The sequence below is a fragment of the Panacibacter microcysteis genome, from assembly GCF_015831355.1.
Classification (GTDB): domain Bacteria; phylum Bacteroidota; class Bacteroidia; order Chitinophagales; family Chitinophagaceae; genus Panacibacter; species Panacibacter microcysteis.
Genome location: NZ_JADWYR010000002.1, coordinates 1,432,977 through 1,453,414 on the forward strand (window position 1 = coordinate 1,432,977; position 20,438 = coordinate 1,453,414).

At 43.4% G+C, this 20,438-nt stretch carries 21 protein-coding genes; 9 read left to right on the forward strand and 12 right to left on the reverse strand.

Annotation, left to right across the window (positions count from 1 at the left end):
- Positions 1 to 51 precede the first annotated feature (51 nt).
- A complete protein-coding gene (locus I5907_RS17855; RefSeq protein ID WP_196992159.1) occupies positions 52 to 465 on the reverse strand; it encodes a cupin domain-containing protein in 414 nt (137 codons plus the stop codon).
- Between the two features lie 248 nt (positions 466 to 713).
- Here I5907_RS17855 and I5907_RS17860 point away from each other — a divergent pair, with 248 nt between their 5' ends.
- The 4 genes from I5907_RS17860 (at position 714) to I5907_RS17875 (ending at position 3,642) form a co-directional block, all read left to right on the forward strand.
- Positions 714 to 2,060, forward strand: a complete 1,347-nt coding sequence (locus I5907_RS17860) for an NAD(P)/FAD-dependent oxidoreductase (protein WP_196992160.1) — start codon at positions 714 to 716, stop codon at positions 2,058 to 2,060.
- 276 nt (positions 2,061 to 2,336) lie between these two features.
- Positions 2,337 to 2,603: a hypothetical protein gene (locus I5907_RS17865; RefSeq protein ID WP_196992161.1), complete on the forward strand. Its 267-nt coding sequence runs from the start codon at positions 2,337 to 2,339 to the stop codon at positions 2,601 to 2,603.
- Positions 2,604 to 2,740: 137 nt separating this feature from the next.
- Positions 2,741 to 3,349, forward strand: a complete 609-nt coding sequence (locus tag I5907_RS17870; RefSeq protein ID WP_196992162.1) for a hypothetical protein — start codon at positions 2,741 to 2,743, stop codon at positions 3,347 to 3,349.
- Positions 3,350 to 3,417: 68 nt separating this feature from the next.
- The gene (locus tag I5907_RS17875; protein ID WP_196992163.1) at positions 3,418 to 3,642 is read left to right on the forward strand and encodes a hypothetical protein; all 225 of its coding nucleotides are present in this window, start codon (positions 3,418 to 3,420) and stop codon (positions 3,640 to 3,642) included.
- Between the two features lie 142 nt (positions 3,643 to 3,784).
- Here the strand turns inward: I5907_RS17875 and I5907_RS17880 are convergent, their stop codons facing one another.
- Entirely contained in the window at positions 3,785 to 4,141 is a 357-nt protein-coding gene (locus I5907_RS17880) for a hypothetical protein (protein ID WP_196992164.1), read from the reverse strand.
- Positions 4,142 to 4,434: 293 nt separating this feature from the next.
- Between I5907_RS17880 and I5907_RS17885 the strand changes: the two genes are divergently transcribed.
- On the forward strand, positions 4,435 to 6,843 hold the full coding sequence (locus I5907_RS17885; protein WP_196992165.1) for a sensor histidine kinase: 2,409 nt from the start codon (positions 4,435 to 4,437) through the stop codon (positions 6,841 to 6,843).
- A gap of 483 nt (positions 6,844 to 7,326) precedes the next feature.
- Here I5907_RS17885 and I5907_RS17890 read toward each other — a convergent pair whose 3' ends face one another.
- The 3 genes from I5907_RS17890 to I5907_RS17900 form a co-directional block, all read right to left on the reverse strand.
- A complete protein-coding gene (locus I5907_RS17890) occupies positions 7,327 to 8,241 on the reverse strand; it encodes an SDR family NAD(P)-dependent oxidoreductase (RefSeq protein ID WP_196992166.1) in 915 nt (304 codons plus the stop codon).
- 217 nt (positions 8,242 to 8,458) lie between these two features.
- Positions 8,459 to 8,731, reverse strand: coding sequence for a hypothetical protein (locus I5907_RS17895; protein WP_196992167.1), 273 nt, complete (start codon positions 8,729 to 8,731; stop codon positions 8,459 to 8,461).
- A gap of 346 nt (positions 8,732 to 9,077) precedes the next feature.
- Positions 9,078 to 9,986, reverse strand: coding sequence for an SDR family oxidoreductase (locus I5907_RS17900; protein WP_231402154.1), 909 nt, complete (start codon positions 9,984 to 9,986; stop codon positions 9,078 to 9,080).
- Between the two features lie 481 nt (positions 9,987 to 10,467).
- Between I5907_RS17900 and I5907_RS17905 the strand changes: the two genes are divergently transcribed.
- The 4 genes from I5907_RS17905 to I5907_RS17920 all read left to right on the forward strand — a co-directional run bounded on the left by I5907_RS17905 (position 10,468) and on the right by I5907_RS17920 (position 13,261).
- Positions 10,468 to 11,673 (forward strand): PQQ-dependent sugar dehydrogenase, encoded by a 1,206-nt coding sequence (locus I5907_RS17905; RefSeq protein ID WP_196992168.1) that lies wholly within the window; start codon positions 10,468 to 10,470, stop codon positions 11,671 to 11,673.
- Positions 11,674 to 11,721: 48 nt separating this feature from the next.
- The gene (locus I5907_RS17910; protein WP_196992169.1) at positions 11,722 to 12,687 is read left to right on the forward strand and encodes a YihY/virulence factor BrkB family protein; all 966 of its coding nucleotides are present in this window, start codon (positions 11,722 to 11,724) and stop codon (positions 12,685 to 12,687) included.
- Between the two features lie 100 nt (positions 12,688 to 12,787).
- On the forward strand, positions 12,788 to 12,961 hold the full coding sequence (locus I5907_RS17915) for a phosphatidate cytidylyltransferase (protein WP_196992170.1): 174 nt from the start codon (positions 12,788 to 12,790) through the stop codon (positions 12,959 to 12,961).
- 33 nt (positions 12,962 to 12,994) lie between these two features.
- Positions 12,995 to 13,261 carry a SemiSWEET transporter gene (locus I5907_RS17920; protein ID WP_196992171.1) on the forward strand — a complete coding sequence of 89 codons (267 nt, stop codon included), beginning with the start codon at positions 12,995 to 12,997 and terminating at the stop codon, positions 13,259 to 13,261.
- Between the two features lie 44 nt (positions 13,262 to 13,305).
- Here I5907_RS17920 and I5907_RS17925 read toward each other — a convergent pair whose 3' ends face one another.
- The 7 genes from I5907_RS17925 to I5907_RS17955 all read right to left on the reverse strand — a co-directional run bounded on the left by I5907_RS17925 (position 13,306) and on the right by I5907_RS17955 (position 20,406).
- On the reverse strand, positions 13,306 to 15,432 hold the full coding sequence (locus I5907_RS17925; RefSeq protein ID WP_196992172.1) for a c-type cytochrome: 2,127 nt from the start codon (positions 15,430 to 15,432) through the stop codon (positions 13,306 to 13,308).
- A gap of 337 nt (positions 15,433 to 15,769) precedes the next feature.
- Complete coding sequence (locus I5907_RS17930; RefSeq protein WP_196992173.1) at positions 15,770 to 16,036, reverse strand: hypothetical protein; 267 nt, start codon at positions 16,034 to 16,036, stop codon at positions 15,770 to 15,772.
- Between the two features lie 108 nt (positions 16,037 to 16,144).
- On the reverse strand, positions 16,145 to 16,855 hold the full coding sequence (locus I5907_RS17935) for a sulfite exporter TauE/SafE family protein (protein ID WP_196992174.1): 711 nt from the start codon (positions 16,853 to 16,855) through the stop codon (positions 16,145 to 16,147).
- Entirely contained in the window at positions 16,855 to 17,289 is a 435-nt protein-coding gene (locus I5907_RS17940; protein ID WP_196992175.1) for a FixH family protein, read from the reverse strand. Before I5907_RS17940 ends, I5907_RS17935 begins: the two co-directional genes overlap by 1 nt.
- Positions 17,290 to 17,607: 318 nt before the next feature.
- A complete protein-coding gene (gene ccoG / locus I5907_RS17945) occupies positions 17,608 to 19,023 on the reverse strand; it encodes a cytochrome c oxidase accessory protein CcoG (protein WP_196992176.1) in 1,416 nt (471 codons plus the stop codon).
- A 15-nt stretch (positions 19,024 to 19,038) separates the two neighbouring features.
- A complete protein-coding gene (locus I5907_RS17950) occupies positions 19,039 to 20,211 on the reverse strand; it encodes a cbb3-type cytochrome c oxidase N-terminal domain-containing protein (RefSeq protein WP_196992177.1) in 1,173 nt (390 codons plus the stop codon).
- Positions 20,212 to 20,229: 18 nt separating this feature from the next.
- Positions 20,230 to 20,406: a CcoQ/FixQ family Cbb3-type cytochrome c oxidase assembly chaperone gene (locus I5907_RS17955; RefSeq protein ID WP_196992178.1), complete on the reverse strand. Its 177-nt coding sequence runs from the start codon at positions 20,404 to 20,406 to the stop codon at positions 20,230 to 20,232.
- Positions 20,407 to 20,438: the final 32 nt, after the last annotated feature.

A 20,438-nucleotide genomic window follows, 5' to 3' on the forward strand; every position in this document is an offset into this window, starting at 1 on the left:
GATCATTTTTCAACAAGGGTTCTGCCAGCGTTTGTGATATTGCCGGGCACTTTACAAAAGCGAGGTCTGCACTCCGCTTTCTGTATGAAAAACGGTCAGCAGCAATATTGTTTCTTCTATAGCAGTGGCATTAAAAGGCTGGCTGCTGTGTAATACGACAATATTTCCTTTTGTCATATTCTTCTTGCCCTGCGTAGATTCAAAACTGATCATGCCTTCAACCACCTGGGCAGTAACAAGCGCATCAACTTCCTGTGGCAACAATGTAGCACCACCTTTCAGCAACATCACAGTAATTGTTACTTCGCCGTTTTTAAAAACCGTAATCGCATTCCGGTCATTCTTTTCCCACGCTTTTTCTTCCTTTATTTTTGCAATATGCTCCGGAATACTGATGTATAGCTGAGATGCATCCAGTAATCTTGATCCCTCGGGACGGTTGGCTGTTGCTTCATTGTACTTCATATAAATAATCTTTTGGTGTTATATAACAGGGAACAATTTTCCTGCCAGTCAGTTTTTGTTGATATTTCACCCGTTCTTAACCAACTCCTGTTGTGCTCAGGCATTTCTGTACCGGCAGCAGTATTAATTGAACATCACATACATTTTTGACCGGTAAATGGTAAGACCAACCACCGGTTGCGGGCTTAAAACCACAGAATGTATTATGGGGTACAGTCTTTGACTACCTGTAACAAACAATAGTCAAAATGGAAACAGGTAACGCGCTTAATCTTTCGCTCAACGTTCCCGATACAACAAAACCGAGGGTAGTTATAGTCGGCGGTGGTTTTGGCGGTTTATACACGGCGAAAAAGCTCAGTACAAAATACTTCCAGGTGGTCTTGTTTGACAAACACAATTATCACACATTTCAACCGCTGCTCTACCAGGTAGCTACGGCGGCACTACAACCAGATTCTATTGTTGGGCCGCTTCGTAAGATCTTCACCAACAGAGACGATTTTCATTTTCGCATGCTAAAGGTGTTGAGTATTAATAATGAAACACAGGAAATAACAACCACTGCGGGAAACCTTCATTTCGATTATCTCATCATTGCAACCGGCATGAAGACAAATTTCTTTGGCAACAAAGAGATTGAACAATATGCCTTACCAATGAAGACTATTCCGAATGCACTCAACCTGAGAAGCCATTTGATGCAGATGTTTGAGTGGGCTAGCATGACGCAGGATAAAACGCAGCAGGACAAGATATTGACTATTGTGCTGGCAGGCGCAGGCCCTACCGGTGTGGAACTGGCGGGCGCATTATCTGAGCTCAGGAAACATGTATTACCAAAAGATTACCCACAGGTAGATTTTTCAGGAATGAAAATTTACCTCGTAGACGGAATGTCGCGTGTATTGCCACCCATGTCGGAAAAAGCGAGTGCAATAACCCAAAAGACCCTGGAGAAATTTGGTATCATTATTAAAAACGATACAATGGTGGAAAGCTATGACGGCCGTACGCTCAGGTTCAAATCCGGTGAAACGATAAATACCTATACCGTTATATGGTCTGCGGGTGTTACAGGAGAAGCCATAGACGGACTGCACAAAGAATGGATGGAGAGAGGGCGCATTCTTACAGACGTATATTGCAGGGTGACCGGCAGCAATAATATTTTCGCCATTGGCGATATTGCATTGATGAAAACTACCGCTTACCCCAAAGGACATCCTGGTGTGGCGCAACCTGCTATACAAATGGGCAAATACCTTGGCAAACACCTGAAAGCTATGCATGAAGGAAAGGAGGTTCCGCCATTTAAATATTTTGACAAAGGCTCGCTTGCCACTATTGGCCGTGGCAAAGCAGTTGCGGATATCTGGAAGCTTCATTTTGGAGGCCGCCCTGCATGGTGGATCTGGCTTTTTGTACATCTCACTTTTCTCATCACCTTTCGTAATAAATTGTTTGTGCTGGTAAACTGGTTTTGGAACTACATTACTTTTGACAAAGGAAACCGGCTTATTATACGACCGTATGTTAAGAGTGGAAACGAATTAGCCAAACAGGTTTTCAAAGAAAATGAAACGGCAGCTTAATAACATCCGGGCCTACACACCGGCATGATCTTTTAAAAGCTTTGTTGTGTGCATGTTTTGAAGTATAACAGTAAAGAATATATCTGAAACATTGTTTCTTATTTGCTATACCATTATTAATTGCCTTTCTTTGTAAGGATATATTCTACATTCAGTTCATCCCGGTTTCATTTTGCCTCATATTTATTTTGTCCCTCTTCTTTCTGGTTCAAATTATCTGGCATAAAGCCACTGGTTATTTACGTACCGGGGTAAGCGTTATCTTTTAAATCAATTATGGTAATAAAAATTATCAACCAGGGGCAGGAACTGTCCGGCAGGGTTATTTACAATTTCAACATTATCACAGACATGATCCTCGTGCGTTTTGACCGTTGCTTTGGTGAAACGGAAAGGGATGTCGTTTTATTAAAACTTAAGAATACGCAAACGTGGTTTGAAGAAGACAACCTTTCGCTCAGGTACCCCGAGATAACCGGCCAGTTACAATATAAGCTCCGCAATGTTTTTCTTGAAGCAAGCCGCTGCGATGATTCTCTGTAGCACCGTTTTAAAACTGATATACCTATTTTTCATCTCAGCATCTTCATGTAAAAGGCTTGCCGGTACAGATTTTTACATAATCAACAGAATGCCATGCGTGGCATAACTATTGAACAAGATATTAAAATGTTAAACTCATGAACTCTGTTGACAATGTAATACCAGATAAAGAGGAAGGCGTAAATAATGAAACATCGTCAAAAGTAAAATGCCCAAGCAACAGGCAGGCATCGCTGCTTTTTATACGTAGTGCCAACAGGTTGCTCAACATAAATAAATGGCATACTTACAGCGGTAAAAAATTTGCTGAATTTTCCCTGACAGATAGCAAAGGTGTAAAAGTAAACGCACTGGCAAAGGAAGGATATAACATTAAAATAGATATCCCGGGGCCCTCCAATAAATCAGGCGGTGGTACGGACTGGGTTACTATTGAAAAAATAGAATACAGGGAAGTAAGTGAAGAGGAAAACTCATTGGCAATGCGAGTTAGGCCGGCAAAAAAGCCAATCAACGCCAACGGCTCTACAGCACATTTCTTCCAGGAGCATGCCACCAGTACATTTCTTGTTATACACAAAGGCAATATTGTAACCTGTGCGGTGATCGGCAGAAATGAGAAAGCCAATATTGACATGACAACTATCGGAACAATGGTCCGAAACATGCTAACAGCATTGGTTGCTTTTGCGGGATTTTCAAAACTGCAATGGAAGACCCTCACCAGGGGTATTCTCTGCAGGTAAGCAATGTGTATTGGTGCGGCATTTGCTGCACTTGTAAAGAACAAACATTTCTCACTCAAATATAAATTATGCAACACTACAGGTCTTTTTTTGCAGCAATTGTAATAATGCTGGTAATTGGCGCATGTAAGTCGCCCGAAGAACGAGCCACAGGCGAAGATGGCGGCAGCAGGGACGATTCGATGAAGAACAGCCAGCCTATGGTGGACCCCAATGCTACACCTAATAAAGCAGATTCTACACAAATGCGTGACAATAGTGATACAGCGCGGTTAAGAGATACAACAATGTAACGTTACTTCCGGCAAGAAAGCGGCCGGCTGTCGCCGGCCGCTTTCTTCATCAGATGCCATCAGCACTGCTGATGAAAGGATTGCGACGCAACGATGATGCCACGGAGTACTGTAGCTTGTATCTCAAATATTGCTAACGCTTTCACGATGGTGTACCTTCAGAAATTTCAAAATTTCCAAGGGCTTCAATGGCTTTGCCTGCAGCACTGCTAAGCAGGGTCTCCTGTTGAGAATCTGCATGCACCCATATCACCTCCTGCCCACGTCTTATAGCCTGTATCGCAATATCGGGCAGCAAACGGCGCTGATTAGTTCCCTGGTCTAGAAAAAAATCTGCCACAACGTAATACGGATCGGAATGATGCAACGCTACCGTTGCAGTAAGACCCACTATCATTTCTGCAGACAGCGGGTAATCAAAACTTATCTCAAATACTTTTACCGGGTTCATAAACTTTTCCTCCTTTCTGTTGATCTTTAAAATTTTCCTGTCATACAAACATTACAAACCAGCGGCCATTTTTCGCATAACGGAAACTGTGCATATGTGATGAAAAATATCCACAACATATAGCTGTAAACTGGCGCATTACAAATTAAACAGCTATTATATGAATATGTAGTATTGCTGGCTTATATTTGTTTACCGCGTTTAGCCGGAACTGTTACATACACTTCAACAATTAAAGCCAGCAGGTTGCGGTTCCGGCGTATCTGTATAATACACTTTATCATATTCCCCTATAATTCCAGCCAGGCAGTTGTTGACGTTATAAACACAAGGTTTTACAAATGCAAACAGGTTCATCTTCGTTTTACTCTGCGCAGGAGATGCAGCAGTTTATGCAAAATAGTATGTTCAGGGCATTGCTTGATGCCATGCCCATTGCTGTGCAGGTACTCAGAGCCGTGCGGGACGACAGCGGTAGTATCACAGATTTTTTGTTTGTGTTTTCCAATACCACCGCAGATGCATTGCAGGGAAAAAAATTGACCGGTAAGCAACTACATACACACCCGGGCAACGCAGAAGCCGATCGCCTTTTTATAAAATTCCTGGAGGCAGCGGGCCAGCAGCAGCCGCTAAGTTTTGCTTATGCACACAGCACTGCGGCAGGCGTACAATGGTTAGATTATACCGCACAAAAATTTGGCGATGGTGTGCTGGTAAGTTACACAGCGGCGGTACAGAGACAGGCCGGGCAACTACCTGGCGAAAATGGAGTGTGTTCGCCGGTTACACAGCCCTTTGCAGGAAGCCGTGCAACACCCGAAGCAATTAATGAAAATGAGCATTTATTATTTGCAGCGCTGGAAAGCACGCTTAATCATATACAGGTGTTTAATGCTATAAGGCGGGAAGACGGCAATATTACAGACTTTCAACCGGTGCTTTCCAATAAAAACACCGGGCAAGCAAATGGTGATACGAAAGGCAGGAAAGTATCGCAAACAAATCCTGGCATATTTACGGAAGGCATCTTCAGTAAATGGGTACAGGTGGCTGAAACCGGCAACAGCATTCAGTTTGAACAATATTACGACCATGAAGGATATAGCGGCTGGTTTGAGCAGGCTGTTGTAAAAATGGGCGATGGCGTGGTCGTGTCAACAAAGGATATTACCGAGCGTAAGCTTGCCGAGATAGCATTGAAAGAAAGCCAATACCTCCTGAAATCTGTTTTTGACACGAACCTTGTTGGTATGGCGGTACATGAGGCAGTGTTTGATGCAGCAGGTAACATAACGGACTTTCGTATAAAAATTGCCAACCGACAGCTTGAGCAACTTACAGGCCGCACAAACCTTGAAGGTAAATTATACAGCGAAGAGTACCCGGGTATAAAGCAGACACCCGTTTTTGAAGCCATGAAACGGGTAGTAGAAACAGGCAAGCCGCAGGAGTTAGAATACCACTACCGGCACGATGGTTTTGACAAACACTTTTTAAGCATGTTCATAAAGTTTGATGGCGGACTTGTAGCCACAAACCTTGACATCACAGAACGGAAAATGAACGAAAATCAAATAAAAGAACAGGCAGCATATATCTCAAGGATTACCGAAACAGTGCCCGATATGATCAGCATTGTAGAACTATCAACGAGAAAGTATGAATTTATTAATACCAGGACTTTTACCTCTGAAGGTTTTAACACTGATGAGCTCTCTGCAAAGCCCAGGGAAGAACTCAGCCAGATGATACACCCGGAAGACCTGCACGGCCTGCAGGCGTTCTTTGCAAAGTTTTACACCATGAGCGATGATGAAATAACACATGCCGATTACCGCGCAAGGAACAATGAAACTGAAAGCTGGCGATGGTTTAAAGTAAGGGGCAGGGTGTTTAAAAGAAATAGCGAAGGCGTGGCAACGCATGGTTTAAACGTAATACAAAACATCACCTACCAGAAAGAAGCAGAAGAAAAAATAGCAGTGCTGAATAAGAAACTACTGCATAAAAACCGCGAACTGGAAGCAGCCAATGCCGGTATCAAAACATTTACATCCATAGCAGCCAACGATTATAAAGAAACCCTGAAACACCTTTATACAAACCTCGAATTCATCATTAGCAATGAAGCAAAAAAATTAAGTGATGCAGGTAAAGCAAACCTGCGCAGGGCACAGTCTGGTATACAAAAAATGAAATTGCTCACAGATGATATTGTGAATTACCTGAAGATCCCGTCCCTGGATAATGTACTTGCAGACATTGATATGAACGAAATACTTAAAACTGTGATCAATGATTTGCAGGACAAGATTCATTCTGCAGGCACAGTCATTGAAGCTGACCCGCTGCCTTCTTTAAAAGGCTTTCCGTTACTGATATCATTGTTGTTCTACCACCTGCTGGACAATGCCATAAAATTCAGGAAAGAAGACCAGCCGGGACTTGTACATATCGGCTATAAAAAACTCAATAACATTCATATAGATGACGCCATACCAAACATGGTTTATCACAGGATAACTGTTACAGACAACGGCACCGGCTTTAACCCGGTTGACGGAGAAAAACTTTTCGAGATCTTTTATAAACCGCCGCAAAAAAAATACAGGGGTTCCGGTATCGGACTTTCTATTTGCAAACGGATCATGGATATACACCATGGGTTTATACAGGCAGAAAGCAATGAGGGCAACGGCGCTGTGTTTCTTTGCTACTTTCCTGCAGAGCTTCCTTTTAGCGCATAAAAAAAGCCCGGCCAAAACGGCCGGGCACATTGTATATGGGTGCTGTTATCTGCCTGATCCAAAGCATACATTGTACCATTATAATTTTCAGTGGTTCGTGCAGTGAAAACACAATACTGTTGGAAAATGAACCACATGGCGCAGCATCTTTGCTACACCACAATTGTGTTGCCATTTTTTACCCGCTGTTATTTTTTGTAAGCGGCCGATATCCCGCTATGCAGCATCGTTGCGTCGCACACTTGTACAATTGTAAAAGCAGCAACTGCAGTTCGCGATGCCGTTTCCCAAAAAAATTACTGTCTATACCTGTGCATACAAAGTAGCATAGTAAGAAAAGGGTGCCGTAGCAGCAAGCCCGAACCGTTGCCGAATAATTTGCTGCAGCACAAGTGTGCGACGCAACAAAAGCCCAATGCATGTACAACTGCCGGGTTACACATAAAAAAAAGATTGCCCACAGGCAATCTTTTTTATTCCTGGCTAATTACTTTTATAATCACCACTTAGTTCGCCGGTTTCCCGCACAATTTTCAACCGCTCTTCAAACGATGGGTCGTGTAAAGCTTCTCTCCTGTTTTCGTTATCAGGCTTTTCGCTTAACTCCATCTTTTTACGCATATTGGCAGCACTTACATGATCGGGCATCATAGCACTCATGGCCACATGAGATTTTGCACCTGCGCCAATGGTAATCCTGTTCTCTCCTTTCATCAGGCCTTTGTAACCCGCTTTGGCAACTTCTACCGGGTCTGCCAGTTCTTCTTCTTTGTAAACAACCGTTTTCTCTGCCTGCGCTTTGTGAAAGAAATCTGTATCGCTGGCGCCCGGCAATAACATCGTTACCGATACACCGGTGTTTTCGGTTTCGTTGATAAGGGCCTCGGTAAAAGAGATCACAAAGGCTTTGGTGGCGGCATATACAGCCATTAGTGGCATAGGTGTTTTGCCTGCTTCAGAAGCCAGTTGCAGAATTTTTCCCTCACCTCTTGCAAGCATGTCTTTTAAAAAGAGTTTGGTAAGAGACAAAAGTGTGATAACGTTTAATTGTATTATGTCAAGGTCGCGCTCAAGATCAGTTTCGGCAAACATTCCCCACTGCCCCTGCCCGGCATCGTTTACGAGTACATCTACATTTATACCCATGGTTTTTGTATGGGCGTAAATGGCCTGCGCTGCATTCCTGTCGAAGAGGTCTTTTAAAACAGGCGTTACTTCCACGTCGTACTTAGCTTTAAAATCATCGGTAATTTTTTGCAGTTGCTTTTCATTGCGCCCAACAATGATCAGATTGTAGCCATCAGCCGCAAAAAGGTTTGCAAACTCATAACCAAAACCGCTTGATGCACCGGTGATCAGTGCATACCTGTTCCTGTTCTCTGTGTTAATGTGTTTCATATTGATCAGCATTTGATATAAGTGACGTGTATTGCAGTTATCGTGCAGTATATGCAAACAATTATCCTGCCACCGGGTGGCAATAACAAACTTAGTTACAGGTATTTATAAAAGAAGTTGGAATGAGTGGTGATTCAAAGTGGTACAATGTATAAGTCCCGGCCATTTATGGCCGGGACTTATACGTTTATTAGGGTACAACAACGAAGTAAAAATGCTACATGTTGTTATACTCATTTTGTATTGCCCTTAAAGATTCCTGCAATACAGATTTTAGTTTGATCAACAATTGCGTAAAAAGTTCCGGGTCTGATTCTTTGATGTTGCAATCATCTCTCCATAAATTGTCAGTACAGGTAAGCACAATCTCATGTAACCCGTTTTTGATGGGCACTTCGAACTTTAAAAGAATCATGTTTGTTACCTGCCTGAAATTGTAAACCACTTTTGCTTTCTGTGTTTCTCCTGCATGTACAATGTGTATATACATAGGCAATGCTTTTTTAAATTGCTGGTTTAAAAAACAAAGTTTGATAACGCGCTTTCCGCTACCGGCATAAACAGGTACAGCGGTTTTGCCGGTAAAATCTGTTGCAATAAATTGAATGGAAACTTTCCTGGTATGTAGAGCAATACTGCAAGTACAGTAGAGTAAAACAAAACTAACAACATCATGTTTTTTAACCAAAAAAAAATGCGCTTTGGCCGAAGTACACAGCACAAAAGGATTTACGCGGTGAACAATACATAAAAAAAGGCTTTTCCTGCTGCGGCAGCTGCGCATGCGGCAACACGGAAAAAACCTTTATGGTAACGGTAACAGGTATTAGAGAATATTAAGAGTCTACTATAGTGCCGCCGTTCGGGTGCAACACCTGGCCGCTCATGAAGAGGTTTTCATCGCTGGCAAGAAAAACGTAACATGGGGCTATTTCCGCGGGTTGTGCGGGCCGCTTGTACATGGTGTCCTTACCAAAAGATGCCACTTCGTCTTCATCAAATGAAGCTGGTATCAGGGGTGTCCAAACCGGGCCGGGCGCTACAGCATTTACACGAATCTTTTTATCGAACAAAGACTGGGATAAGCTTCTTGTAAATGCTACAATGGCGCCCTTTGTAGAAGAATAATCCAGCAATACTTTTTTGCCTTTATAAGCCGTAACTGAAGCTGTGTTGATAATGGAGCTACCTTCTTTTAAATGTGGCAATGCATATTTTACCATATAAAAATGAGGGTAAATGTTTACCGCAAATGTTTTGTGTAGTTGCGCTGCAGAAATGCCTGTAATATCATCCTGCGGGTATTGCACAGCAGCATTGTTGATGATGACGTCTATTTTACCAAATTCTGCAATGGCCTGGTCGACCACCTTTTTACAATTTTCTTCTACAGACAGGTCTCCCGCTATCAACGAAGCTTTGCGGCCATAACCTTTTACAAGTTCTGCCGTTTTTTTTGCATCGTTGTTTTCATCAAGATAAGCGATCACCACATCTGCACCTTCTTTGGCAAAGCTTATCGCAATCGCTCTACCTATACCGCTGTCGCCACCTGTTATAATCGCAACCTTATCTTTTAATTTCTTGCTGCCCGGCCGTCCGTCATCATAAACCGGCAGCGGGTTCATCTCCGCTTCTATGCCGGGTTGTACATCCTGGTGCTGCGGAGGTATTGTGTTGATGTCTTTCATAAAATTTGTTTCAACTACGTGCACACTTATTATGCCATAGCTGATTTTTCTCATACATAGCTACAAATTGCCCACTTAGCTGTCGCTTATTGTAGAACTTATTACAACTGTTGCTCAAACCCGCTATCACAAAAGTGTGGCTCAATAGTAGCTATAACAAGCGCTGCAACGTTTTGTACAACAAAAGGCAAGCACCGGAGAAAGCAATAAAGACCTTTTGTGATAAGCATAATGATGTTGCCGGCAGCATTGCTACTATCATCGCCTGTTGTGTCACTCACTTGTACTGTAGGTTATATATGCAGTATATGCTACAAGCGTGGAGCAGCAGGAACTGATTGCCTGTAATAGCGGGGTTGCGCTCTTGTTCAGTAATATACCGCTGTACAAGGGTGCGACGCAACAAAAGTTTAATAGTAGTAATACAGGCTGGATCATAAAAAAACCGGCAGCATTAGAAACATGCATACATATACTTACGAATACAAACCGCGATCTTATACATTTTACCACACATTGTTTAGCAACATCGTTTATGAAAAAAACAATTATTAACACAGTCATTTTAGTGCTGCTTGTGTTTGCAGAAACCCTGCATGCACAAACACAAGATATTAAAGGTCTTATCAATCAAAAGAAAGAAGGGCATATTATAAGGCCTGTGGTGGTTACGCCTTCAGATGACCTCATCAAAAGCCTGAAAGTGCCTGCCGGCTTTAAAGTTTCGGTATTTGCAAAGAACCTGGGCAAACCACGTATGATGCTGGTGATGCCAAACGGGAATGTATATGTTACCAACAGGCAAGCCGGTACAGTTACACTGTTAAAAGACGTAAACAATGATGGAAAAGCAGATATGGCCACTGTGGTAGCGCAGAAAGACCAGATGCACGGCATAGCACAAAAAGGAAGTTCACTGTATCTTATTACAGTAAAAGACTTGTATTCTACAACCATTCATGAAGATGGTACACTCGATTCGCTTGTGCTGCTTGCAGGCAATCTGCCGGATGGTGGTCAGCACGGTAACCGTACCATGCATTTTGGGCCAGACAGCCTGCTGTACATTTCTGTTGGCAGTACATGTAATTCCTGCGATGAAACCAACGACAGGAACGCAACCATGCTACAGGTGAACCTGCAGGATAGTACACAAAAGATCTTTGCAAAAGGCCTGCGTAATACCATTGGTTTTGCATGGCATCCGCAAACAAAGGCGATGTGGGGTTTTGATCATGGTATAGACTGGCTGGGAGATTTTGACCAGCGCGAAGAACTGAACCTGATAAAAGAAGGTGGCGATTATGGCTGGCCTTATGTATATGGTAATTATGAATTCGATAAACACCATGACCCCAAAGGTGAAACACATGTGGCATACGCTAAACACACCATTGCACCGGAAATGTTATACACAGCACATGCTGCACCAATGGATCTTGTTTTTTACACTGCACAGCAGTTTCCTGCAAACTATTCGGGCGACGCTTTTGCAACTATGCATGGTTCATGGAATCGTAAACCACCATCCGGGTATAATGTAGTAAGGGTAAAATTCAATAATGGTAAAGTGCAGGGAATAGAAGACTTCTTAACCGGTTTCCTGTTTGCTGATGGCACCAAAATTTTTGGACGACCAGTTGGTCTTGCACAATACACCGACGGATCTCTACTTGTGGCAGATGATGAAAATGGTATGATCTATAAAATCAGTTTCGAAAACACGGTCACAAAAAAATAGGTAACGGCGATACTGGTCGCCTTTTTGCACATTGATTGAAAATTGATTATGAAGAAGTTTTCGCTGAAAAATTTATGGAAGGTTATCAAGCTGACATTTAAAAATGTTGGGGCAGACAAGCTTCCGAAACTAAGTGGCTCACTGGCATATTACACTGTATTTTCAATGGGCCCGCTGTTGTTGCTCATTATTTCAATAGCAGGTATCATACTCGGCAGGGAAGCGAGTGAAGGAAAAATTTACGAACAACTGGTGGGCTTTGTAGGACAGGATACAGCCTCGCAATTGCAGGTGCTGGTAAAAAGTGCCTCACTTGAAGGAAAAAGCACCTTTGCAGCCATTATTGGGGGTATAACATTGTTGATAGGCGCCACCACGGTTTTCGGAGAGATACAGGATTCCATCAACATGATCTGGGGTTTAAAACCAAAGCCAAAACAAGGGTTGATGAAAATGCTTAAAAACAGGTTTCTTTCTTTTTCTGTTATTGTGAGCCTGGGCTTTTTACTGCTGGTGTCATTGTCTGTTAGTGCGGTTATTGATGCATTCAGCGAACGACTGACGATTTCTTTTGAAACAGGAAAGGTAGTTATCTTTTATATACTCAACCTGTTGCTTACACTGATCATTACCTCTGCCATCTTTGCTACTATCTTCAAGGTATTACCTGATGCAGCAATACGCTGGAAAGATGTGCGGGCCGGTGCCATAACCACTGCCGTATTGTTTATGCTGGGCAAATTCGCTATATCATTTTACATCGGCCAGAGTAATGTGGGTACAACTTTCGGCGCTGCGGGATCTATCGTGGTATTGCTTGTGTGGGTATATTATTCTTCTATGATCTTATATATGGGTGCTGAATTTACCAAAGCATACGCTGTTGTTTTTGGTGCACCGATTCATCCAAATGCATACGCTGTTACAACCCGGCAGGTAGAAGTTGAAACAGGTGACGCGTCTGTGCAGGAAAATGAAAATACGGGAAGCAAGAAAACGGTAAAACAGCAATAAGGTTGAAATTCCTGACTGACCCGCTTGTGTAGCAGTAAAGGATATTGTTTCAGGATTTAACATTTGGCACGCATTTTCTCTATAATAAAAAAAAGAAGTTATGAAAAAGCTACATGTCTATGAATCGCTTGCCTTTCTTATACTCACTACAGTATTACTCACAGGTTGCGAAGCGATACAGGGTATATTCAGTGCAGGTGTATGGGTTGGTATACTCATCGTTATAGTGGTAGTATTTATCATCATCCGCGTTTTTGCAGGTGGAAAAAAATAAGCACTATGTTGCTTAAAAACAGGAAGGAAGTACATGGAGCAAATTGTGGGTATTGTAGCAGCGGTTCTGACGGCTATAGCTATGCTGCCGCAGCTGATAAAAGTGATTAAAGAGAAAAAAGCCCAGGGTGTTTCCTTTGGTATGGTACTCGTATTAATTGCCGGCCTTGCAACGTGGGTATGGTATGGTATTTTAAAAGAAGACTACCCCATCATATTTACAAATATCTTCTCGCTGCTTGTAAATATAACCTTGTGCATCTTTGGATACATTTACAGAAATAACAGCGATGAAGCGTAAGCAACGCCTCTTGAGTGCATCAATTCGAAAAATGTTATCTTAGGCTACGGAGCGGGTAGTGTGAAGGCAATATAGCTGTCACCACCTTTTGCGCCCAGTTTGGTGCCGCCGCAAGCCATAACGATGTATTGCTTCCCTTTTACTTCATAAGTGGCTGGCGTTGCAAAAGATGCCGCCGGCAATTGTGTTTGCCATAAAAGTTTTCCGTTTAACTTGTCAAAGGCCCTGAAATACTGGTCTTTTGTTCCTGCGATAAACAGCAGGCAGCTTGCTGTGATCACAGGCCCGCCGTAGCTTTCGGCACCTTTTGCATCAGGACCTTTATCCTTCAACGCGGGTATTTCGCCGTAAGGTATTTTCCACACATATTCTCCTGTATTCAGGTTGATTGCATTCAACGTGCCCCATGGTGGCGAAACAGCCGGTAAACCGTCCCTGTCTAAAAATTTACTGTATCCTGAAATAGCATACGAGATCTGTTGTTCAGTCTTTATGGCGTTGTCAACACCTGGCTCGCTCGGTACTCGTGCTACCTGCTCATCGCCAAACAAAAACCCTACAAGCGATTGCATTTCGTCCTTGCTTAGCTTTGGAAACGCTGGCATCATGCCCTTGCCATGAGAGACGACAGCCTGCACGCTTTCCCGTTTTCTGCGGCTACCAATGTTCACCAATGAGGGATAACCGCTGGAAGGGTTGCCTTTTCGTGCGGTGCCATGACATGAGGTACAATTGGTCACATACACACTTTCACCAGGGGTCATACTTACATTCTGCTCTTTTGATTTATCAGGACCAAGCGAGATACGCCAGGCCATTTCATTACTGTTGATATAAATGATACCCTCCGGATCAGCGGCAGCCCCGCCCCACTCTCCACCTCCGTCAAGACCCGGAAAAATAATGGTCCCTTTTTCACTCAACGGGGTGAAAGGGCCTTCAGAACGCGTTTCTTTTAAAAGTGCGATAAGCGAATCCCTGTTTGCTGCGTAAGGATTTATATCGTGCTCCTTCAGGTACTGCCTTGCGTAAGGTGCAGGCTTCTCCGGAATAGGTTGTGTAGGCCATGCGGCTTCTCCCGGTATGTCTGATTGCGGTACAGGTGTTTCTTTTACAGGAAACAATGGTTCACCGGTTTCCCGGTTAAAAACAAACACATAGCCTTGTTTGGTAATTTGCGCGACCGCGTCGATCATTTTACCACCGCGTGTAACAGTGATGAGGTTTGGCGGTGCCGGGGGATCTCGGTCCAATATATCGTGATGAACAAACTGGAAATGCCAAATGCGTTTGCCGGTCTTTGCATCCAGCGCCAGTAAACAGTTGGCAAACAAATTGGCTCCTTTACGGTTACCACCGTAAAAATCATATGCTGCAGAGCCCGTAGGAACGAAGATTATGCCGCGTTTACGGTCTACCGACATACCACTCCAGTTATTAGCGGCGCCTACACCGGAAAGATTTTTATATGTGCCCGGTGGCCATGTTTCATATCCTTCTTCGCCGACATGTGGTATGGTATGAAATACCCATGCAAGCTTCCCGGTTTTAATATTGAACGCCTGTATGTTGCCCGGAGGGGCGTCTGTGCCTTCCGACACGCGCAGCGGCATAATGATCAGGTCTCCGAATATTGTTCCCGGGGTATTGGATATTACCATCTTATCACCTGCCGTACTACCCAGCCCGGCTTTAAGACTGATACGGCCGCTATCCCCCACCAACGTCAGAGGCTTTCCTGTGCGTGCATCCAGTTCATACAACCACGGGCCGCTGGTATACAGAATGCGTTTATCATCGCCATCCTCCCAGTAAACAACGCCACGGCTGCTGCTATAACTATCAGGCCCTTCACTTTTACCCTTCCATATCTCTTTGCCCGTTGCTGCATCTACAGCAAATGGCCTGGTCGTGGCTGTCATACCATACATAACACCATCAACAATGATGGGATTGCATTGCATCTGCCCGGAATCGCCGGTATGATATTCCCACGCAACCTGTAACTGCTGTACATTCTCTCTATTAACCTGTGTGAGCGGGGAAAAATGATTACGTTCGGGTCCTCCGAGGTATTCTTTCCATTCACTGGTACCATATGCGGGCTTTTCTGCCTGCTTACATGCGAGGTATGTGGTAAAGAACAAGGTAAGTACAAGTAATTTTTTCATGCGAAAAGCAAATCCTGGTTAGAAGTGTTATAACAGTTTAAACTTATGGATTTTTTCAGGAATAACCGGCCGTATATTTCATTTTGCGAGCCTGGTTACAAACGAATATACCACGGGCCATCCTCCCGCGACTGAACCAGCCATATGCATTTGGGTTACAAGTATGCTTCTTTCCCGAAGCTGCTTATAAGTTTAACCGCTGTACAATTGATGGTATGCTGCAGATGCACATTATTATTTTTTCTAAAACGCGGAATGCTTAAAGACCCGATACTAATGTTGTGGAGGTGCTATGGGAGGGATAAAAAAAAGCGCGAATGATCCGACAATAACTTTCCTAAATCGTTGTTCCGTTTTGTTCAATGGAATCTATCTTCTGCCCGATGATGGTGAAAAGTTCCCTGCTTTCTTCTGAGCCCGGCGGAAGCCAGTTGCCATCAAGATCTTTGTAAAGGTGAACAAGACTGAAACGTTTGTCGTTCATTTTTAATATTACCGTGTAGTGTATAACACGCTGAAATTTCCTGTCGATCAACAGGTCTTCCTCAATCTTTGAGAAGGAACATTTTACAGAGAGGTCAGCGAGTGCTATTGTCGTCTTCATATGTCTTTACGGACAATGGTTTTTTCTTTTGATAGCACAAATGTAATATTTAAAATGATCAATATTTGCTTAGTTTTTTTAATATGTTTTCGGGTAATCAACAGGAAGTTATTTGTGGCAGGAGACCGTCTTTTCTGCATTGCTGCTCAATTGCGGGCTAAGATAGGCAATACCCAGCCCCATACCTCTTACAATCAACATGGCGCCCATGGCAGCAATGAACCATGGCATAGCTTTTTTAATGGTATTGCGAACCGACAGCCTGATAAAATAGCCAAAATAAGACACACTGAACATGGCCGGCAACGTGCCTATGCCAAAAGCTGCCATAAAAAACGACGCCCCCTCTATACTACCTGTGCCCAGTGCGCCGGCAATAGCCAGGTAAACCAGCCCGCAGGGCAGCAAACCGTTTGCCATGCCCAGCAGCAGTATGCCATGCAAATTCTTTTGCCCTATTGCTCTTGTTATAAGCTTTTGTACAAAAAGATTAAACACAGAAAAACCTCTGATGCGCAGCAAAGGATATTTAATAACAGATTGCAGTGCCACAAGCACAATGATGATACCTGCAGTAACCGAGAACCATTGCTGAAACCCACCCAGGTACATTTGTCTTCCCGCTAAACCGAAAACAAGACCCAAGACGGCGTACGTAGCGGTGCGCCCAAGGTTGTACAACAAAATAGCACTTGCTTTTTTTACACCTGAATACTCCTGCACAGGCAGGGAAAACGCAAACGCACCACACATGCCCACACAGTGAAAACTGCTGAGCAATCCTATACTGAATGCCGATATAAAAATCTGCCAGAACATTATCTTAATGAAACAGCTTGTTCGTTATAAAATTTCTCGCTCGTATTTTCCCAGTTCAGCTTAAGTACATAACTGGCTTTGGCAAGTTTACTTTTATCAACCAGCATAATGCCTTTGTCATCTACCGTTAAAGGAATGCGCCTGTCATCTGCTGCATTGGTTGCGCAATAAAACCACGCTTCACCTTTCAATACCTGGCCATTCAGTTCTTTTGGCAATTGAATAGCCAGTTCAGTACCCGTTGTTGAAACCTGTACCGCACTTAGCTTTCCGGCATTATTTGCACCATCTATCCTATCCTGGTATTTAAGTTCATCTGCATAATAGTCTTTCGATACCAGCTCAAAATTCTGGTGCATGCACTTGTACACAAGTGTTCCTATCAACGCACCAAATGCTATAAAGGCCACCAGCAGTTTGTTTCCCCAACTCATATCATAAAATTTTAAACGTTCAATGTATATCATAACGTTATCGTATTGACTTTTTTAATGATGTTGCCAGCTTTTGTACAGGTGGCATCGCCTGTTGTGTCACTCACTTGTACGTTTGATACTTTATGCAGCCAACGATACTGGTTCGCATGCCTGCTGCATATCCTGCAACGTACCCAATGATCTTTGACATTGCAACATGTTACAAAACGGAGCAGCGGGTAAGCATCGCTTTGCTGATACATGCATTGCAGTACAAGTGTGCGACGCAACCGGGGTATCATAGCAGTACTGCTGCCGGGTACATCATTAACAGCACTAATCTCCAACAGGCCCGAGAAAACTTGTTGTAATGGCCGTGATCTTTTTATCTCCCTGGTACAATCCAAGTTTTACGGCTGTTTTTCTTGCTGTAATATTCTTCGCAGGCAAGACAACGAAAAACGAACCACTGCCCTGCCCTTCGCCGGCTACATTTACATAAGGCTTGCCAACAAGCTGCACACTGCCCTGTGCATCTTCCAGTTTTACGGTAACGTGCAGTTCATCGAGCGTTTTATTTGCAAGCTTTATGTTATAGAGATTCGAGATGCTGTCTGTACCACGCTCCTGGTAAAGAATGCCCGGCGTACGCATAACGGTTGTATCTATATCTTTTCTTGTAAAAAGAATGGCAGAAAGAATGATAACCACGAGACCGCACAATGCGGTATACATTTTCATACGCGGTGTATACTTTAACGGCTCGCCGTTGGCTATACTGTTTTCACTTGCATAGCGGATGAGCCCATGTGGCTTGCCCAATTTTTCCATGATGTTATTGCAGGCATCTATACATGCAGTGCAGCCGACGCATTCCAGTTGCACGCCATTTCTTATATCGATACCCGTAGGGCAAACTTTTACGCATTGAAAGCAATCAATGCAATCGCCGTGTTGTACCTCGCTGTTCTTTTTATCTACGCCACGCGGCTCACCACGTTTGTAATCATAGGCAACGATCATTGAATTTTTATCGAGCAATACACCCTGCAAACGGCCATACGGGCAAACAACGGTGCAGGCCTGCTCCCTGAAAAAGGCATACACACCATAAAACACACCGCTGAAAATCATAATGGCTGTAAGGCCGCCTACGTGTTGTGATACAGGCTCTGTAATAATTTTTTCCAGGTCTTTGATGCCGATAATGTATGCAAGAAAAAAGTTGGCGATGATAAAGGACAGCAGGTAAAAAACCACGTGCTTCAGCAGCTTCTTCACCACTTTTTTACTATGCCAGGGTTCCTTTGCTAGTATCTTCTGGTGCGCCGCATCGCCCTCTATCAGGTATTCGATCTTACGAAACATCATTTCCATAAAGTTGGTCTGCGGGCAGGCCCAGCCGCAAAACAACCTGCCAAAAGATGCGGTAAAAAGAATGATAAAAAAGATAAACGTTACCATGCCAAGACCAAGGATGAAAAAATCCTGCGGCCAGAAAACTTTACCGAATAAAATAAACTTTGCCTGCGGTATGTTGAACATGAACAACGGTCTGCCGTTTAGATGTACAAAAGGCAGCCCGAAGAACAAGAGGAAATAAAAGATGCTCAATACTGTGCGGATGTTGTAGAGCCGGCCTTTGGGCTGGTACGCATATATCCAGTTTCTTTTACCTTTCTTGTCAACTGTAGCAAGATGGTCCCTGAAGCTTTCTTCCTCTTTAACCTTTTTTAGCGCGACCTTTTCCATATTGTATACTCTCCGTTACTTTACTGCAGCCACAATTTTTGAAGAGTCTTGTGCTGGTGTTGCTGATGGTTCTTCGTTATAAATATCTCCCTGTGGTTCTTTCGGATTGGCAGGTTTTGTGCCATGCAATGATTTGATGTAGCTTGCCAGTTCTGCCAGTTGCATAGGGCTAAAATCTGCTTCCCATGACTTCATGCCTTTTTCAGGCACACCATATTTGATGGTCTTAAAAATATCTTTGATACTGCCTTTATGGAGCCAGTAATCATCAGTTAGGTTTGGTCCAACAAGACCCTGTCCTTCAGGGCCATGGCAGGCGGCACAGGTGCTGCTAAAAAGTTTTTTACCTTCTGCAATCTGGTTGGCATCTGTTAGTACTGCCACATTATTTTCATCAACCATGTTGGCTGCTTTTTTTAAGTATGCCTTTTTATCTGCATCTGCTTTTGCCACAGCGGCAATATATTCCTGCTCGCTTGAAGGAGCAGCATGAGATACGTGTGCACGATACAGATATATACCGGCAAACACCACACAGATGTAAAATCCATAGAGCCACCAGGGCGGTAACCGGTTGTCCAGTTCCCGGATGCCATCGTAATCATGCCCAAGGTCTACTTCTTCGTGCTGCGGTCTGAAATTGTTAAGCTTTCTCCATATAACCTGCACGGCAGACTCTGTTTGAATTTTTTCACCGGCAACCGCGGTAACAACCGCCTTCTCTTTTGCAATAAGGCTTTTGAGTGAAATGAGCATCGCAGCAATTACAATAACCTCCAGCCCGATTATACTGATGATCGTATAAAAAGAAAATGCAGAAAGGCCACCAAAAGAAGCTGCTGCATCGTTGGCAACACTGGTACCATCACCCGCAGCATTCTGCGCAAATGATGCAAAGCCAACGGTACAGAACAGTAAGGTTACCAGTACTTTTGTAGCAGTACCTGCATTTTTCCGTGCTTCTTTGTCTCTTTCCACTCTAAACTGGGCAACATTGATAAGTACCCTGCCAAGCATTACAATTGCAAGTAACAATGCGCCGGCAACAATAATCAGTGAAACCGCCAGCGGGTTATCGAACTGGTTCGGCTTTGGAGGGCCGTCGGCGAAAACGTTGACTGCGGCAACAGCAAACATGATTGTAAGTGCCATTGCTTTAAAAAACCGGTGAAAGAAAAATCGTTTCATATAAAAGACAATTTTCAGTTAGTTATTTATTTCAGTTTTATCCAGCGGAATCTGTTTCATTACATCAATCAGCTTCCTGTCGGCACGCCATGCCCAGAGTGACATTACAACGAAGAAGACGAAGAAGATCATGAATGATGTGAGCCCGAAAACGTCTACGCCGGTTATCTTTTCTAAATAATTGAGGAAATTCATATGTATATTTTAGCGTGGGTTTGGAATAAATA